Source organism: Anoxybacillus sp. PDR2 (assembly GCF_009834045.1).
Taxonomy (GTDB): Bacteria; Bacillota; Bacilli; order Bacillales; family Anoxybacillaceae; genus Anoxybacteroides; species Anoxybacteroides rupiense.
In genome coordinates this window covers 3,605,778-3,623,068 of record NZ_CP047158.1, presented here as the reverse complement: position 1 = coordinate 3,623,068, position 17,291 = coordinate 3,605,778, and the positions used below count along the sequence as shown (strand labels likewise).

Here is a 17,291-nt window from a genome sequence, read left to right as displayed (position 1 = left end):
ATCACCTTGTTTATCGCAGGCGGTTGATCCCTCCTCCTTGTCTGCCAAGCGTTTTCCAGACAACCTAACTCGTTCGTACGTGGCGGGATTTTATAAATTTAGAAGATGATTGTTGGAGAGCAGTTACCGTTTCTTTTGCCCTTGTGTTATTTTTCTTTTTTGCCGCTCATTCCATCGCTTCTCATGGCTTGATTGGAAGCATTGATGGGCTTGCGGGAGTCTCATGATTGGCACGATTGAGCCAAACGCGATAAAATGGGGTCATCACCATAAACTGTAGGCAGCCAACCATGAGTATCGTGAAGCATGGCTGATGGTTTGATAGAATTGGATTTCTGCTTTTGCCTAAGCAAGGCTCGGCATTCTTATATGAGATCATGAATGACCTCTGTTGGTGAGATTGGATGAACGAAAAGATAGGAAAGGCGTGGAAAATAAACGATGAAATTAATAGCGATTGATATGGATGGAACGCTGTTAAACAGCGCAGGAAGGGTAACCGCTGAAAATGCGGCAGCGATCAAGCAGGCACAAGCTCAAGGGATCGAGGTGGTCATTGCGACGGGGCGCACGTATTATACAGCCAGCGGTCCGTTAAGAGAAGTGGATCTTCGCATTCCCATCATTTGTTTGAATGGGGCTGATGTCCGCGACCAGGATGGACGGCAGCTGACGCGTATCCCGCTTGATGCTTCGTTGTTTCTTGAAGTCGATCAAGCATGCCAAGAGCACGGCGTCCACTTGGAAGTATGCACGAATGAAGGCATTTATTCCAAAAGCAAGGAGAAATCGTTGCAGATCCGGCTGGATATCGCTCAGAGCGCGAACGAACAGGCTGATGAGGAGCGTGTAAGGCGGCAGTTTGCCGATTATATCGCTTCCGGGTATCTGCGTTGGACGGATCACTTTCAGCCATTGTTGGACCGCGGGATTGACATCTATAAGCTTCTCCTTTTTTCCTTAGATCAAGAAGCGCTCGCCCATGTTAAACATACATTTATAGCATGTGAAGCGTTTTGTATTACGTCGTCTGCCCATCACAATCTTGAAATCAATCATCGCGATGCGCAAAAAGGGATCGCGCTTGAAAGATGGGCGGCAAAGCGGGGAATCGATATGAGCGAGGTCGTGGCGATTGGCGACAATTTAAACGATCTATCGATGCTGCAAAAAGCGGGGAGAAGCGTGGCGATGGGCAATGCGGAAGAAGAAGTGAAGCGCATCTGCCACTGGGTTACTAAAACTAACAACGAGCACGGCGTTGCTTATGCGATACGTGAAATGCTCCAAAATGTCTAAGGGTGTTGGGCAGGGCTGCAGCGATCGAAGCTGAGTGGCCTGGTTTGTTTTTTTCTCAGGAAGCCCTATTTTTAGCGGCATTTGCGAAAGTGGGAGATGCATGGCGGTCACAGAACGTGAATGTCTGTGACCGCAAACCTTTTATCTACATACCGTTTCAAGGCAGAGATTTTTTGAAAAATTAACTGCTTTTATTCACGATTTGCTTTGGAGCCGGAGCGGTCGATTCCCGCTTAATCAGCTTGGAAGAAAGCAGCATCTCCTGGAATGGTTCGTGGGGATGCTCCATTCTCCAGAAAAGCTGTTCGACTGCCCGTTTCCCGTAAAGCTCTAGGTCAATATCGACCGTTGTTGTTTTCGGAGTTGAAATTTTTGATAATTGTCCATTATCGTAGCTGCATATGGATGCTTGCTCTGGAACGAGAATCCCTTGCTGTCTCAAGCCGGAATTGACTAAAAACCCGAGTCCGTCGTTGACGCAAAACCATGCGGTCGGCTGCTGCTTCAATTGGCGGATATAGCCGAGGATCGTCTCTTCCTTTTCTTCGGCATCTGTAAAAAGAAACGCGGGATTCGGTTCCATCCCATAATCTCTGAGCGCGAGCAAATATCCTTCGTACCGTTCTTCATAGCTCGGCGAATAATCAATATCGCCGACAAACGCAATATCGCGATGGTTTAATTCAATCAGATGCTGAACGGCGACATAGGCGCCAAAACGATTGTTCGTGAGTACCGCATCGGCATGAATATTGGGATGATGGTGATCGACGAGAACGGTCGGAATGCCCGTCGAAATCACTTTGTTGATATAGTCTGTGCTGATGTGGGAAAGAATTAAAACGCCATCGACTGTTTTGTTTTCAATAAACGCCGGCAGGATGAGCCGGTTTTTTTGTTCTTGATGAATCGATTGGATATGCAAATGCATGCCGCGTTTTAATACTTCTTTTTCAATGCTTAAATAAATTTCGCCAAAAAAATTTTTAAATGAAAAGGCGCGGTCAGAGGCAATCAGCCCGATGTTTCCCGTCCTTTTTTGGCTGGTTTGCTTTCGGGAGTCAGGATATTGATACCCCATTTCTTTCGCTACGCGCATCACAAGCTCGCGCGTTTCTTCACTGACCCCATCTTTCCCTCGAAGCGCCTGCGAAACAGAATTTTTCGATATGTTTAACCGATCTGCGATATCTTGCATCGTAACTTTCTTTTTCATTTTTCACACCTACTATCTTTCTGCAGTTTAGCGATACACACGCGGGCCATTCACCTTGCTGCGATGGGAGGGCATCAATCATGACCTGTTCACTTAAACCAAGCGCCAAGTGTAGGAGCCTATTAATGATTCCATTCAAATCGCTTGATTTTTAGCTGTTCCATCCGCTGGACATGTTGATCCATCATGCTCTTCTCGAACCATGAATGCTTTGCGGACAGATGGTTTGGCCCCCTCGCTCTTGTTCGAGGGAAGAGGCGGAAAAGCTGGTGTTCCCTCAGGTCATTCTACGTTTTTCATCAAATAATCGCTCACCAACATGTATTGAAAACGGCTGGGATGGTTGTCATTCATTATTATAAGCCGGAAAGCGGCTGACAGCTATCCTGCAATTTGTCATCGTCCTCTAGTAAGGAAAGGAGTCGTTTGTAAATAAAAAAATAACATAAATGACCTAACATTACAATAATTATTAATAACGTTACAATATTATTTGTAATGGTAAGAAAGTCTATTATATAAAATAAAAGTTCATTCGTAAAATTCATAAAAAAGTATTGACGAGCAAAATAAAAGGTGAAATAATTTATTGAAAGATTACAAAAATAAAGTAATCAATTACAAATCGTTTTGTAACGTTACAAATAATTTCTTCACTGTTTGTTAAGCGCTTTCATTTTCTTGGGTTATGAATGTGTTTCCCAGTCGCCTTTGGTAGAGGAAAAAGCTGTTATGACCGTGTATCAAAGATCATCAGTTTGGAGGAATGGATGTATGAATGTTTATCGCTTTCCGGAAAACCCGCTTATCACCCCAAAAGATGTGAAACCTTTTCACGATCATCATGAGGTGATAGGGGTATTTAATGCAGGAGTCGCTAAATACAATGGGGAATTTTTGCTGCTGCTTCGGGTGGCCGAACGACCAATCAGCCAAGACACTCAGCTCGTCAAAGCACCCGTCATTGATTTTTCAAACGGCGAAGGGAAGTTAAAGGTGATTGAACTGCATAAGCAGGATGCCCGATTTGATTTTTCTGATCCTCGTGTCATTGCCTATAAAGATTCTGCGCGCGGAGTCGCTTATTTAACATCGATATCGTATATTCGCATTGCCCGCAGCAAAGACGGGCGTCATTTTACGATTGATGACAAGCCGTTTATTTATCCGGAAACCAAACGGGAAGCATGGGGGGTAGAAGACCCGCGCGTTACGCAAATTGGCGATACGTATTACATTCAATATAGTGCGGTATCGGCAGAAGGAATTGGCGTCGGGCTCGTCTCTACAAAGGACTTTGTCACTTATGAACGATTAGGATTGATGCTTCATCCGGAAAATAAAGATGTCGCGATTTTCCCTGAAAAAATTAACGGAAAGTATTACGCCTTGCATCGTCCGGTACCAAAAGGAATTGGCAGGCCGGAAATTTGGATTGCGGAATCGGATAATTTGCTGTACTGGGGAAACCATCAGTATTTGTTGGGGTTGAGCGAGAACGGCTGGGATAATGGCCGAATTGGCGGAGGGGCCGTTCCGTTTAAGACGGATAAGGGATGGTTGGAAATCTATCATGCTGCGGATCGGTATGACCGCTATTGTTTGGGGGCATTGCTTCTTGATCTGAATGATCCGACTAAAATTCTTGCAAAAACAGAGGAGCCGATTTTAGAGCCGCAAGCCGATTACGAAAAAAACGGGTTTTTCGGCAATGTGGTCTTCACTTGCGGGGCATTGTTGGAAGGAGATAAAGTGATCATTTATTATGGCGCGGCTGATGAAGCGATTGCGGGGGTCGAGCTCAGCTTGAACGAAATGATGGAAAAGTTAGTTTACATGTAATCAAGTCTCTCATTCTCGCGAATGGATTCATGGTGAAAAAGGCAACTCTTTTGTTGTCTTTTCCATTATAAAATTTTAGTTTTGAAGGGGGAATACGCATGAAAAAGAAAGGTTTTGTCCAAATGGCAGCGGCATTGCTCACGGTCGCTCTGATCAGCGCCGGATGCCAAAATGCCGACAAAGACACGGGTACGAAAGAAGGGAAATCGAGCCAAACCGTGACATTCGATTTTTGGGCCGCACCTAATCCGACACAGCAAGCTTTTTGGAAGAGTATGGCAGATGAATATATGAAGGATCATCCGAATGTGAAAATCAAAGTGTCGCCGATGCCGGAAAGCCCTTCATCTGAAGCGGGAATTCAATCAGCGATCGCCTCTGGGCATGCTCCGGCGGTTTCTGAAAATATTTCAAGGGGATTTGCCGCCCAGCTGGCCGCGAGCCGGGCCATTGTGCCGCTGGATGAATTAAAGGGATTTGATGAGCTGATTGAACAACGGAATATGAAAACGACGATTTCAAGCTGGGAGTTCGCCGATCAGCATCAATATGTGTTGCCGATTTATTCGAACGCCATGCTATTTGGCTGGAGAATGGATATTTTAAAGGAGCTTGGGTATCAAGAGCCGCCGAAAACGTATAGTGAGGTAATGGAGGTTGGCCAAAAACTTAAAGAGAAATATCCTGATAAATTCTTGTGGGCGCGGGCCGATTTAGTGAAGCCAACATGGTGGGCGAGATGGTTTGACTTCTTTATGTTATATAATGCCGCTTCTGATGGCAATAACTTCATGAAGGGAAATCAACTCGTTGTAGACGATCAGGCAGGAGTGAAAACGCTGCAATTTTTTAAGGAGCTTCAGAAAAATGATTTACTGTTAACGCGGGAAGCAACCGATCCATTTGAAAATGCGACCTCCATTATGGTAGACCTTGGGCCGTGGACATTCCCGTACTGGGCAGAAAAGTTTCCAGAGATGAAATTCCAGCAAAATTATGCCTTGTCCTTACCTCCGGTGCCTGATGATGTCGATCCAAACAAAGCGAAAACATTTGCCGATACAAAAGGTCTTGTAATTTATGCTTCGGCTACGAAAGAACAGCAGCAAGCGGCGTTCGATTTTATTCGCTGGGTTTATTCCGATGTGAAGCATGATTTGGATTGGTTCAAGCAAACGAATTTACCGCCTGCGCGCGACGATTTGTCCACAAATGAGGCATTTGTCTCTTATTTGGAGGAAAATCCGCAATTAAAGCAATATGCAGAAAACATTCCGAACGCCATTCCGCCAGTTGATAATGAGAAAACGGTCGAAATCCAAGAGCTTATTGGAAAAGAAGCGTTAACACCTGTGATCAAAGGGCAAAAAACTCCTGAGAAAGCATGGGAGGACATGAAAAAGGCAATTGATGGGGTGTTAAAATAAATGAACAAAACGACAGCAAGGCTGGGTTGGCTTTTAGCCAGCCCCTACCTTATCTATTCATTCATTTTCTTTTTGTTTCCGTTGATATGGGCGCTTTATTTAGCTTTTACAAATTGGAACTTAATTGCTCCAGATTATGAAACGGTCGGGCTTCAAAATTTTATCGAAGCTTTTTTTAGCCAAAGCGTCAGAGCCGCTTTTTGGACGACATATAAGTTTATGCTCATGTTTGTTCCTATTGTAGTTGTCGGCGCGCTTTTTTTGGCTTTGATTATCCATTCGTTGCCTCGATTGAAGGGGCTGTTTTCGGTGGGATATTTCCTTCCTTATTTAGCGTCGGGAGTGGCTTCAGCGATTGTAGTAAAAGGGGTTCTTTCCTATAACAGCCCATTGAATATTTTTTTCCGAAATCATTTAGGGATGGATATTAATTGGCTCGACTCCCCCATTTTAGCTCCGCTTATGATTGCGCTCATGATGGCTTGGAAATTCGTCGGCTATTATGCGTTATTATTTTTATCTGGATTAGAGAGCATACCAAAAGAAATTTATGAAGCAGCCGAAATGGATGGGGCGGTTGGCTGGAAGCGGTTCTGGTATGTTACGATCCCGATGCTGTATCCTTCCTTCTATACAGTGACGATTTTAGCGGTAGGTCTTATGTTTGGCATTTTTACAGAACCGTATGTATTAACGGGCGGAGGCCCTGATTATTCAACACATACGTGGCAGCTAGAAATTTATAATCAGGCATTTGAAAAATTAAATGCCGGATATGGAACAGCGGTAGCCATTATCAACTCCATTGTGACCTTTGCTTCTATTCTTGTATTTCGCAAAATCTTAGAGAAGTGGGGTGCCAAGCATGGTTGGGAATAAGCGATTCAAGACAATCTTGCTTTATACATTGGCGTTCATAGTGCTTATCATCATGGTCTTTCCCTACTTATATATGATATTGAGCTCGCTAGCCCCGTGGGAACAGGTGGACCGTAAAATCATTCCAACGAAGCTGACCTTGCGTTCGTACGAGTGGTTATTGACGGGAGGAGAGAACGTCATACCGCGGCCATGGCTGCGTGCGTTCTTTAATAGTTTGCTTGTGACGATGTCCTCTACGTTGCTTATGCTGACCACAGCGATTTTGGTTGGGTATTCTCTAGCCAAACTGAAATTTAAAGGCAACCGCTTGATTAATAATATGATTCTATTTCAAATGTTTTATCCTGCGATTATTCTATTAATTCCTCTGTTTTTAATTATTCGTTATTTTGGATTGTACGATACGTATTGGGCGATGATTTTACCGAAGGCTGTCAATTTGTGGGCGATTTTTATGTATACAAACTTTTTCCGCGGCATACCAGATGAGCTGATAGAAGCGGCTAAAATGGATGGGGCGGGACAGCTGAAGATCATCACCAGGATTATTTTGCCGATGTCCAAGTCGATTACGACGATTATTTTTCTGTTTCTCTTTATGGAAAGATGGGTTGAACTATTATGGGATATGTTAGTGGTGAACAGTGAAAAAATGCTGACGCTCAATGTGCTGTTGGCGCAAATGTTCGGCCCGTATGGAGGATATCCTGGCCCAATGTATGCGGCCTCTGTGCTGCTGACGCTGCCAATTTTAATTTTGTTTATCATCTTTAGCAAAAATTTCAAAGAGGGAATGCAGTTTGTGCTGAAATAAAAGCAGCTACTGATATAAAAGAACGCCACAAGGGAAAAAGGCGGCTGTTGCAGAAGTGAATCCAGAGTTTGAGACGTTTTCTTCATCGGTCGGGTGGCCGAACGACGCCGCTTTATCGAACCGTCCATGGGATGGGATGCGGCGTGGCTTCAAGCTTTGATACGTGGGTGCGTGACGAAAAGGAAAGCCGCAGGATTCTTCCCGTTGTAGGTTTTTCCTATTGGATATGGATAGTAAAAGTGTAGGAGGATTTTTATGCAATTAAAAAAAACAGAGGTCAAAACTTGCGCGATGCTATTGGAGGAATTTCAATATCGCCCGCAGCCCGTTCATCCTGAAAAATTAATATTTAAAGGTGTCGGCGATCGCGACGTGTACAATATTTCTGCGCCATTTGAAGAGGATGGCGAGCAAGTCATTGCCGGACGGGTGGAGCCTCGTGACAGCGAGCGCTCGGAAGTGTATTTTTTTGTGAATCGCCATGGGGAGTGGGTGCCGCGGGAAGGAGCCCCGATTTTCCAGCTGCAAGATCCTTTCTTTACGAAAATTGGCGGTGAGTTGATTTTTGGCGGAGTGCAAACTTTCCCGCATCCGGTCGTCGAAGGAGCGCTAGGATGGAGAACGGTATTTTACAGGGGAAAGACGATTCGCGAGCTGCGGGAGTTTGCGAAAGGTCCAGATGGAATGAAGGATTTGCGATTAATCGAACTGCAAGACGGATCCATTGGCGTGATTACGCGGCCGCAAGGAGCAAGGGGAGGCCGCGGCAAGATTGGATTTACCCGCATTTCATCGCTTGATGATTTTACCATCGACGTCATCCATGAAGCTCCGCTTTTAGAGGGACAGTTTGCAGAAGAAGAATGGGGCGGAGCGAACGAGCCGCATTTGCTGGAGAATGGGCTGGTGGGTATTTTAGGCCATATTGCTTGTTTTGATGAAGAAGGAAACCGCCATTATTATCCGATGGTATTTGCTCTTGATCCTGAGACAGGGGAATATTCAGATATCGAATTGATTGCAGCAAGATCGCACTTTTTGGCCGGAGCCGCTAAGCGGCCTGATCTGGAGGACGTCGTGTTCAGCGGCGGCTTGATCCGTAAGGGGGATGGCACCGCTGATTTATACGCGGGCATCAGCGACGCGGAGGCGCAAAAGATTACGATCCCCGATCCATTTATCAAATATGAAACGATTAAGTAAACAGGGGCTAGTGCATACAGAGGGTTGAGAAGAGTAGATTCATATTGACAAAAAATAATAGAGGTCATGAACCATGAAAGGTTTTCTGCGTGATGTATCGCCAGAGGCAACATATTACTTAGCGATGACTGGATTATTTTCATTCGGCAATGCGCTGTCAGGGATGTTCCTGCAAATTTTTATATGGCGGCTGGACCGCACCTTTACGCTGCTGGCCCAATATAGCTTCTATACGTCGCTCTTTATTTTATGCAGCTTTTATTTCTGTGCATGGCTGGCGCGGAAAACAAGCCCGATGGCAACGATGCGCTGGGGCATTGCCGGTTATTTTCTTTCTTACTTGCTGGCGCTCGTCCTTCGCGATGCGCTGATTCATCACCTTCTTTTATTGGGGTTGCTGCAGGGATTGGCGATCAGTCTATTCTCTGTTGGCATGCATATGGCCAACTTGGATATGGCGACAAATCGCGGAAGAGACCGATTTTTATACATGCAAGGCTTGGTGGCGGCGATTGGCGGAGTGGCCGGCCCTCTCGTTTCAGGTGCGGTGATTAGTTGGTTTGATCAGATGCTCGGTTACTATCTTGTCTTTTTTATGGCTTGTGTCTTTTTTGGTTTGGCGGCCATCGTCTCGCTGCGTATTCCAGAGCGGCCTGTCGAGCTGCAGAGCCGTTTGCTGGCTGTGCTGCTCCATGCCCCAAAGGAATGGAAGCGCATGTATCTCGTGATGCTGGGAGACGGGATTGCTTCTGGAGTATATGTCACATTTTTGATTTCCATGATGATGTATCAGGTGGCTGGTGGAGAGTGGAAGCTTGGGGTTTTTCAAATGATGTCAGAGCTTGTTTCGATTGTTTCTTTGGTGATCCTCGCACGCCGATCGCGTCCAGATCAACGGATGCTTGTGTACACAATCGGAACGCTGGGCATTTGGCTCAGTTCGCTCTTTTTGGCCTATCAGCCAACGATGCTAAGTCTGATGTTGTTCGTGCTTATGAAACCGATCGCCTTGAACATGATGAATACAACGATGAACGCGCTGATTTATGCAGCGATTGAAAAAGATCCTTGCTATAAGCAGATGCAGCTCGACTATATTACTGTCAGGGAAATTCCGCTCGGTCTCGGAAGAATGGCGGGAGTCTTTATTTTTTTCATGATGCGGAATTACCTCGATTTCGACCAGCTGCTGCCGGTATCCTTTAGCTTGTTTCCATTGATTTATGTGGCGATGATCCCTGTGCTGTACTTGATTTGGCATAAAAATCAAACAGAGGCGGGCAGGACATTAACTTAAAATAAAGGGAGGATGCAGGAATGAAACAGCCGATCTTTTTCCGTCCGGTTTTCCAAGAAAGAATTTGGGGCGGAACCAAATTGCGCGATGTATACGGATATGATATTCCTTCTGAACGAACAGGCGAGTGTTGGGCCATTTCGGCTCATCCAAACGGACAAAGCGTGGTACGTTCTGGTGAATGGGCAGGAATGCCGCTCGGGCAGCTATGGCAGGAGCATCGCGAATTATTCGGCTACTATGACAGTGACCGTTTCCCTTTACTAACCAAAATCATTGATGCCAATGACGATTTATCTGTGCAAGTGCATCCTGATGATGAATATGCATCCAACTATGAAAAGGGCGAATGGGGAAAAACGGAATGCTGGTATGTCATCGATTGCGAAGAAGGTGCCGAGATTATTTTCGGACATCGAGCGAAAACAAAGGAAGAGCTGGCCGATATGATGAAAAGGGAACAGTGGGATCAGCTGCTGCAGCGTGTACAGGTAAAGGCGGGGGACTTTTTTTATGTTCCAAGCGGCACGGTTCACGCTCTATGCTCCGGTTTGCTTATTTTAGAGACGCAGCAAAACTCGGATACAACCTACCGCGTGTATGATTATGGACGTCGTGATCGCGATGGCAAGCCGCGCGAGCTACATGTTGAAAAAGCGCTTGATGTGATCACGGTGCCCCATGTACAGCAGTCAATCGAGCCAACCGTGGTCAAAATGGCGGGGGCGACGGTGACGACATGGGTGCGGAGCGACTACTTTACGGTTTCAAAATGGGAGGTGCATCCACGGCTTGAAATGGAACGAATTCAACCGTTTCTGCTGCTGAGCGTAATGGCCGGGACGGGAGCGATAGCCACGGAAGAAGGAGAATGGCCGCTGCAAAAGGGAGACCACTTGCTGTTACCGTATCAATTTGGCCCATTTCGAATCACGGGACATGTCCAACTCATTGCGTCGCAACCGTAATATATAGATGCTTAAATAGGTGAATAGGGAAGGTGGACTTTCCTTCCGTCTTCGGTGAGCGGTTACGTTTTGGTATGACCGCTCATCGAATGTGAGCTTTGACATGACAGATACCGTTCAGTACAGGAATCATAAGTGAATCGATTGGAGCTGGCGACACGAGTAATATTTATATAAAAAATCTCTTGCCTCTTTTAATCGAATTCTGTTATAGTGTATGTAACCGGTTACAGAGATAAAGGTGGAGAGAATCAGGATGGCAACGATTCGTGATGTTGCTAAATTGGCAGGTGTATCGGTGGCGACCGTTTCGCGTGTGCTGAATCAAAACGGTTACGTCAACGAAGATACTGAAAAACGAGTGAAAAAAGCGATTGAACAACTGAATTATAAACCGAACGAAGTAGCACGAACCTTATTTAAAAAAACATCGAAAACGATTGGGCTCATCGTTCCCGATATTTCTAACCCGTTTTTTCCAGAGCTTGTTCGGGCCGTTGAAGATGTCATGAATATTTATGATTACACGGTGATTTTGTGCAACTCTGATGAAAAAAGCGAAAAAGAAAAGCAATACATCGGGATTTTAAAGCAAAAATATGTGGACGGCATTATTTTGACGACCAATCAGCTAGAAAGCGATGAGGTGCTGGAGCTGGGGGTTCCGGTTGTTGTCCTCGACCGGCCATCGATGCATTCATTTCCGTCTGTTATCGCTGACAATTACGGTGGCGCGCGTTTAGCAACAAGGCATTTGTACGACATCGGCTGCCGGAAAATCGCCCACATTCAAGGGCCGACCCACGTGGTGAATGCGATGGAGCGCTTTCGCGGATACCGTGATGAAATGCAGGAGCTGGGTCTTTGGAATGAACAGTTGATTATTCAAGGAAACTATCAATTAAAACAAGCAAAAGAGGCGACGCTGCGAGCGCTGCAAGAACATAAAATGGACGGCATTTTTGCTGGAAACGACGCGATGGCAGTGGGAGCACTGAAGGCGGTGCAACAGCTCGGTTTGCGGGTGCCGGAGGATGTGGCCATTATCGGGTATGACGGCATTCCGCTGACGGAAATGACGACTCCCGAATTATCGACGATCTCACAGCCTATTTATGAGATGGGAGCGATCGCTGCCCGGATTTTAGTGAAAAAAATTGAAGCTAAACCGCTTGAACAGCTTCATTATGTGCTGCCTGTGAAGCTGGTGGAAAGGCAATCGACGCAAAGGAGAGGAACGAGATGAAAAAACCAGTGATTACCGTCATTGGGAGCTTAAATATGGATTTGGTCACGGTGACAAAACGTGTTCCGGAGCAAGGTGAAACCGTATTAGGAGAAAAGTTTCACCTCATCCCCGGCGGCAAAGGCGCCAATCAAGCGGTGGCGGCTGCTCGTCTTGGAGCGGAGGTCCATATGATTGGCGCGGTAGGCAGCGACACGTTTGGCGAGGTGCTAAAGCGCCAGCTTGACAATGAGGGGATTTTTATCGACGGTGTGAAACCGGTTACAGATGTGGAAACAGGCACGGCGATGATTACGGTGTCGGATGGCGACAATCGCATCATTGTCGTTCCCGGGGCGAATTATGCGCTGCAGCCCGAAGACTTGGAGAAGCATGAAGCTGTCATTGCCAAGAGCGATATTTGTTTATTGCAGCTGGAGATTCCGCTTGCTGTCGTGGAGCGGGCCGTTGCCTTGGCCAAAAAGCATGGCGTTTTTGTTATCTTAAATCCGGCGCCGGCACAGCTCCTGCCGCCGGCGCTGTTGGAGCAAATAGATCTAGTGACACCGAATGAACATGAATGCGGCATCATTTTTCCTGAACAGGACCGCGAGAAATGGGCCGCTAAGCTTGTCGTCACAGAAGGCGCGCGCGGTGTTTCCATCACTAAAAACGGAAAGCAAATGATCGTTCCGGGCTTCCGGGTACCAGTCGTCGATACAACGGGCGCTGGCGATACGTTTAATGGCGCGCTCGCAGTCGCCTTGAGCAAAGGAATGGAACTAGAGGAGGCGTGCCGCTTTGGCAATGCTGCCGCTGCTTTATCCGTCACCAAGCTTGGGGCGCAGGGCGGAATGCCGACAGAGAAAGAAGTCATCCAATTGCTTGAGGCTGCGAAAGGAGAAGGATCATGAAAAAGGACGGTATTTTAAATAAAGAACTGAGCACGGTTTTAGCTTCACTTGGCCATACGGATACAATTGTCATAGCCGATTGCGGTCTGCCGATTCCGGATGAAGTGATTCGCATTGATTTATCCATTGTCAAGGGAGTTCCATCCTTTTTAGCTGTATTGGATCCGCTCTTAGCGGAATTGGAAATTGAAGCAATCACCGTAGCGGAAGAAATGAAAACGCATAATCCGAATATGTATGAGGCGATTCAGCAGCGCTTTTCAGGAGTTGAGCAGCATTTTGTTTCCCATGAACAATTCAAAGAAATGCTTCATGCGGCCAAGGCGGTCATCCGTACGGGAGAAGCGACTCCTTATGCCAATATGATTCTTCATTCAGGAGTGAATTTTTAAAGGCGGTTTGGGAAAGGGGGAGAGGAACCGTGACAGCACCGTTGATTCAAATGAAAGGAATTAGGAAATCGTTTCATCATCATCTTGTTTTAGACGGAATCGATTTGGAGATTCGCTCTGGAGAAGTGCATGCCTTGATGGGGGAGAACGGAGCGGGGAAATCGACGTTAATGAAAATTTTAACAGGGATGTATGAAAAGGATGGTGGGACCATTGCCGTCAATGGAACAGACGTGCATTATCGCCATCCGAAAGAGGCCGAACGCGACGGGATTGTGTTTATTCATCAAGAATTGAGCGTCATTCCTACGTTAACGGTAGCGGAAAATATTTTTTTAGGACGGGAGCATACGGTTGGACGGACAGGCATTATTCGGCGCAAGGAAATGGAAAACCAGGCCTCTGTTTATTTGCAGAAGCTCGGCGTTGACATCGCTCCGAATGAAATCGCTGGAAAGCTGTCGGTGGGGAAACAGCAAATTATTGAGATTGCTCGAGCGCTGTCGACCGATGCCAAATGTCTGATTATGGACGAACCGACCGCCGCCCTGACAGATCGGGAAATTCAAACCTTGTTTACTGTGATTCGAACGCTGAAACAGCAAGGTGTGGCCATTATTTATATTTCTCACCGGATGGAGGAAATTTTCACCATTTGCGAACGAATTTCCGTGTTGCGGGATGGAAGAATGATCGGAACGAAATCCATCGCTGAAACCAACTTCGATGACATCGTCCATATGATGGTCGGCAGGCAAATCGGAGAGCGTTTTCCAAAGCGAACAGCGCCAATCGGCGACGAAGTGCTTCGGGTGGAAAATCTGACGCAAAAAGGCGTGTTTCATAACGTTTCCTTCTCTGTGAGATCGGGAGAAATTTTAGGTGTCGCCGGTTTAATGGGAGCCGGCCGCACGGAAATAATGGAGGCGCTTTTTGGCATCCGCAAAGTCGATGAAGGAGCCGTTTATATTGATCGCCAGCCCGTCAAGCTTGGCTCGCCGCGGCAGGCGATTGAACACGGAATGGCTTTTATTACCGAGGACCGGAAAATGAAAGGGCTTGTGCTCAGTATGAGCGTTCGCGAAAATTTAACACTGCCGACATCCGAAAAGCTAGCATCGGCGGGAATCATTCGCGCAAAACAAGAAGCGGAGCTTGTCCAGTCGCTGATTGCCCGCTTAAACATTAAAACCGCTTCTGCTGAACTGGAAGTGAAAGCGCTAAGCGGAGGAAATCAACAAAAGGTGGTATTTGGGAAATGGCTCATGATGAATCCGCGCATTCTGATTTTAGATGAACCGACTCGCGGGGTGGATGTAGGGGCCAAAAAGGAGATTTATGAGATTATGAACGAGCTGACGGCACAAGGTGTGGCCATCGTGATGGTGTCCTCTGAATTGCCAGAGATTCTAGGGATGAGTGACCGGATTATGGTGGTGCATGAAGGAAAGGTCAGTGCCATTTTCGACAATGAACAGATCGATCAAGAAACGATTATGCGCGCGGCGACGGGAGGGAATGAATAATGCAGCATCCGGATAAACTCGCACAGACTGGAGCAGCTTGGCGCTTGGAAATGAAAAAGCTGGGACCGCTCATCGGCTTTATCTTGTTATGTATCGTGTTGTCGCTATTAAGCGATCATTTCTTAACAGTAGACAATTGGCTAAATATTTTTCGTCAAGTATCCATTAATGCATTGATTGCTTTTGGAATGACGTTTGTCATTTTAACAGGCGGCATTGATTTATCAGTTGGTTCTGTACTGGCGCTTTCCAGTGCGCTTGCTGCCGGTTTGATGGTAGATGGAGTCAATGGGACTGTTGCCATTGCCGTCGGGATTGCGGCTGGTCTCGTGATGGGGGCGCTAAATGGAATCATTATTACAAAAGGGCGTGTCGCGCCATTTATTGCGACATTGGCGACCATGACGGTGTTCCGCGGGGCGACGCTCGTTTATACGGAAGGGCGCCCGATTACCGGATTTTCGGATCAAGTGTCGTTCCAAATGCTTGGCCGCGGTTATTTTCTAGGAATTCCGGTTCCGATTATTTTGATGCTTGTCATTTATGCGGCACTATATTTTGTGTTGAAAAAAACAACCTTCGGCCGCCATACGTATGCCGTTGGTGGAAATGAGGAGGCGACGCGCATATCAGGCATTCGCGTCGACCGCTTGAAAATTTGGATTTATTCGTTGACGGGCGGTTTATCAGCGCTTGCGGGACTTATTTTAACCTCGCGCCTCAACTCGGCGCAGCCAACCGCTGGAACATCGTACGAGCTCGATGCGATTGCTGCGGTGGTGCTCGGCGGTACAAGCCTATCGGGCGGCCGCGGTTGGATTTTTGGAACGCTCATTGGCGCGCTGATTATTGGTGTGTTAAATAACGGTCTCAATCTCTTAAATGTCTCGTCGTTTTATCAGCAATTAATTAAAGGTGCGGTCATTCTTCTTGCGGTGATTTTAGACCGCCGCAAAGAAGTTTGATATAGATGAAATGAAAGAAAAACAAAGGAGTGGGGGAAATGATGAAGAAATTTTTCAGTATGCTGCTAGTGCTCCTCTTAGCGGTTGGGGTAGCAGCGGGCTGCTCTTTAGACAATGGCGATACAGGCAGCAAATCCGAGGATAAGAAAGAAGGCAAGCTAAAAGTTGGTTTATCGATTTCTACCTTAAACAACCCGTTTTTCGTGACGTTAAAGGAAGGCGCGGAAAAAGCGGCGAAAGAAGCCAATATCGAATTAACGGTTGCGGATGCACAAAATGATTCGGCAAAGCAAATCAACGATATTGAAGATTTAATTCAACAAGGTGTCGATGTCCTTTTAATCAATCCGACCGACTCCAGCGCGGTAACATCGGCTATTGAGTCGGCGAATCAAGCGAACATTCCGGTCATCACAGTCGACCGCAGCGCGGAAGGCGGCAAGGTGGCCTCACATATCGCTTCCGATAACGTAGCAGGCGGGAAAATGGCTGGAGAATTTTTAATTGAAAAATTAAAGGATGGCGGCAATATCGTCGAACTGGAAGGAATCCCTGGCTCATCAGCGGCTCGTGAACGCGGAGAAGGCTTCCATCAGGCCATTGACGGCGCTGCCAATATCAAAGTAATCGCCAAACAAGCGGCTGACTTTGATCGCGCCAAAGGATTATCCGTAATGGAAAACATTTTGCAAAGCCATAAAGATATCAAAGCCGTCTTTGCCCATAATGACGAAATGGCGCTTGGAGCGTTAGAAGCACTGGAAGCGCACGGCATGAAAGATGTATGGGTCGTCGGCTTTGACGCCACAGAAGATGCTGTGAAGGCCGTCAAAGATGGAAAAATGGCGGCGACGGTAGCGCAAAAGCCGGAAATGATTGGCGAACAAGCCGTACAAACAGCCCTCAAAGTATCGAAAGGCGAAAAAGTAGAATCCTTTATTCCGGTACCGCTAGAACTAGTGAAAGGCGAATAATCACGTTGCAATCAATAGGGAGAGAGCGATCCATCGAAACGCTCTCTCTTTTTTCATTATGATTGGAAAAGGGAAGGCTGGCGATTTTATGCAATAGCTAACAAAGTTTTGTCAATAGAATGGGAGAGCGATCGTCTGTTTTGACAGATGGTGGAGGAATGGCAAGAAATGTAGCCGGCTATTGAAATTTCCATTTTTCAGAAGAGTTACTTACTAAGAAATCTTTCCTGTCTTCATCATGATTGAAACATGAGATTCATGAAACCTTTACAAAGCCTTCACGCTCCGGTTATATTAGTGTGCTATACTGTTCTGCGCATGAATAGTTTGGTGTGTTGAAAGGAGTC

15 protein-coding genes are annotated in these 17,291 nt (G+C 46.4%); 14 read left to right on the top strand and 1 reads right to left on the bottom strand.

Annotation, left to right across the window (positions count from 1 at the left end):
* Positions 1-441 precede the first annotated feature (441 nt).
* On the top strand, positions 442-1,299 hold the full coding sequence (locus GRQ40_RS17440; protein ID WP_159720592.1) for a Cof-type HAD-IIB family hydrolase: 858 nt from the start codon (positions 442-444) through the stop codon (positions 1,297-1,299).
* Positions 1,300-1,480: 181 nt separating this feature from the next.
* Here GRQ40_RS17440 and GRQ40_RS17435 read toward each other — a convergent pair whose 3' ends face one another.
* Positions 1,481-2,515 carry a substrate-binding domain-containing protein gene (locus GRQ40_RS17435; RefSeq protein WP_066150554.1) on the bottom strand — a complete coding sequence of 345 codons (1,035 nt, stop codon included), beginning with the start codon at positions 2,513-2,515 and terminating at the stop codon, positions 1,481-1,483.
* Between the two features lie 774 nt (positions 2,516-3,289).
* On the opposite strand from GRQ40_RS17435, the gene GRQ40_RS17430 reads away from it, so the two are divergent.
* The 13 genes from GRQ40_RS17430 to rbsB all read left to right on the top strand — a co-directional run bounded on the left by GRQ40_RS17430 (position 3,290) and on the right by rbsB (position 16,944).
* Positions 3,290-4,357, top strand: coding sequence for a BtaManbiosPhlase (locus GRQ40_RS17430; RefSeq protein WP_159720590.1), 1,068 nt, complete (start codon positions 3,290-3,292; stop codon positions 4,355-4,357).
* A gap of 98 nt (positions 4,358-4,455) precedes the next feature.
* The gene (locus GRQ40_RS17425; protein WP_159720588.1) at positions 4,456-5,784 is read left to right on the top strand and encodes an ABC transporter substrate-binding protein; all 1,329 of its coding nucleotides are present in this window, start codon (positions 4,456-4,458) and stop codon (positions 5,782-5,784) included.
* Positions 5,785-6,663 (top strand): carbohydrate ABC transporter permease, encoded by an 879-nt coding sequence (locus GRQ40_RS17420; RefSeq protein WP_159720586.1) that lies wholly within the window; start codon positions 5,785-5,787, stop codon positions 6,661-6,663.
* A complete protein-coding gene (locus GRQ40_RS17415) occupies positions 6,650-7,480 on the top strand; it encodes a carbohydrate ABC transporter permease (protein ID WP_159720584.1) in 831 nt (276 codons plus the stop codon). Before GRQ40_RS17420 ends, GRQ40_RS17415 begins: the two co-directional genes overlap by 14 nt.
* 255 nt (positions 7,481-7,735) lie before the next feature.
* Entirely contained in the window at positions 7,736-8,683 is a 948-nt protein-coding gene (locus GRQ40_RS17410) for an MTP-1 family protein (protein WP_159720582.1), read from the top strand.
* Positions 8,684-8,756: 73 nt separating this feature from the next.
* Positions 8,757-9,980 carry an MFS transporter gene (locus GRQ40_RS17405; RefSeq protein WP_159720580.1) on the top strand — a complete coding sequence of 408 codons (1,224 nt, stop codon included), beginning with the start codon at positions 8,757-8,759 and terminating at the stop codon, positions 9,978-9,980.
* Positions 9,981-10,000: 20 nt separating this feature from the next.
* Positions 10,001-10,948, top strand: coding sequence for a mannose-6-phosphate isomerase, class I (gene manA, locus GRQ40_RS17400; protein WP_080859600.1), 948 nt, complete (start codon positions 10,001-10,003; stop codon positions 10,946-10,948).
* 256 nt (positions 10,949-11,204) lie between these two features.
* Positions 11,205-12,194: a LacI family DNA-binding transcriptional regulator gene (locus GRQ40_RS17395; RefSeq protein WP_066150528.1), complete on the top strand. Its 990-nt coding sequence runs from the start codon at positions 11,205-11,207 to the stop codon at positions 12,192-12,194.
* Entirely contained in the window at positions 12,191-13,087 is an 897-nt protein-coding gene (gene rbsK / locus GRQ40_RS17390; protein WP_159720578.1) for a ribokinase, read from the top strand. The genes GRQ40_RS17395 and rbsK overlap by 4 nt, the downstream gene beginning before the upstream one ends.
* Positions 13,084-13,479: a D-ribose pyranase gene (rbsD, locus tag GRQ40_RS17385; protein WP_044741589.1), complete on the top strand. Its 396-nt coding sequence runs from the start codon at positions 13,084-13,086 to the stop codon at positions 13,477-13,479. Before rbsK ends, rbsD begins: the two co-directional genes overlap by 4 nt.
* Positions 13,480-13,529: 50 nt before the next feature.
* Positions 13,530-15,005, top strand: coding sequence for a sugar ABC transporter ATP-binding protein (locus GRQ40_RS17380; protein WP_159720981.1), 1,476 nt, complete (start codon positions 13,530-13,532; stop codon positions 15,003-15,005).
* The gene (gene rbsC / locus GRQ40_RS17375; protein ID WP_159720576.1) at positions 15,005-15,970 is read left to right on the top strand and encodes a ribose ABC transporter permease; all 966 of its coding nucleotides are present in this window, start codon (positions 15,005-15,007) and stop codon (positions 15,968-15,970) included. Before GRQ40_RS17380 ends, rbsC begins: the two co-directional genes overlap by 1 nt.
* A gap of 41 nt (positions 15,971-16,011) precedes the next feature.
* Complete coding sequence (gene rbsB, locus GRQ40_RS17370; protein ID WP_080859615.1) at positions 16,012-16,944, top strand: ribose ABC transporter substrate-binding protein RbsB; 933 nt, start codon at positions 16,012-16,014, stop codon at positions 16,942-16,944.
* The last annotated feature ends 347 nt before the right edge of the window (positions 16,945-17,291 follow it).